This is a genomic window from Staphylococcus ureilyticus, assembly GCF_002902235.1.
GTDB classification, from domain to species: Bacteria; Bacillota; Bacilli; order Staphylococcales; family Staphylococcaceae; genus Staphylococcus; species Staphylococcus ureilyticus.
In genome coordinates this window covers 1-470 of sequence record NZ_PPRL01000124.1, presented here as the reverse complement: position 1 = coordinate 470, position 470 = coordinate 1, and the positions used below count along the sequence as shown (strand labels likewise).

Annotated in this window: 4 tRNA genes and 1 rRNA gene; all 5 read left to right on the top strand. The window is 51.3% G+C overall.

Annotated features, from left to right (window positions below):
* A 5S ribosomal RNA gene (rrf, locus tag CD150_RS11495) occupies positions 1-98 on the top strand; the annotation flags it as partial.
* Positions 99-114: 16 nt separating this feature from the next.
* Positions 115-190: transfer RNA gene (locus CD150_RS11490), tRNA-Val, on the top strand.
* A gap of 16 nt (positions 191-206) precedes the next feature.
* Positions 207-282, top strand: a tRNA-Thr gene (locus CD150_RS11485).
* A 6-nt stretch (positions 283-288) separates the two neighbouring features.
* A tRNA-Lys gene (locus CD150_RS11480) sits at positions 289-361 on the top strand.
* Positions 362-375: 14 nt separating this feature from the next.
* A tRNA-Gly gene (locus CD150_RS11475) sits at positions 376-450 on the top strand.
* Positions 451-470: the final 20 nt, after the last annotated feature.

The window sequence follows — 470 nt, the reverse complement described above, 5'->3', positions numbered from 1 at the left end:
GGAGGTCACACCTGTTCCCATGCCGAACACAGAAGTTAAGCTCCTTAGCGCCGATGGTAGTCGGACTTACGTTCCGCAAGAGTAGGACGTTGCCAGGCTTTATAATAATCATGTGGAGGATTAGCTCAGCTGGGAGAGCATCTGCCTTACAAGCAGGGGGTCGGCGGTTCGAACCCGTCATCCTCCACCATTTAAAAAAATGAATAGCCGGCCTAGCTCAACTGGTAGAGCAACTGACTTGTAATCAGTAGGTTGGGGGTTCAAGTCCTCTGGCCGGCACCATTTCATGAGCCATTAGCTCAGTTGGTAGAGCATCTGACTTTTAATCAGAGGGTCAGAGGTTCGAATCCTCTATGGCTCATCCAGTTTCATTTTGCAGAAGTAGTTCAGCGGTAGAATACGACCTTGCCAAGGTCGGGGTCGCGGGTTCGAATCCCGTCTTCTGCTCCATTATTTTGCCGGGGTGGCGG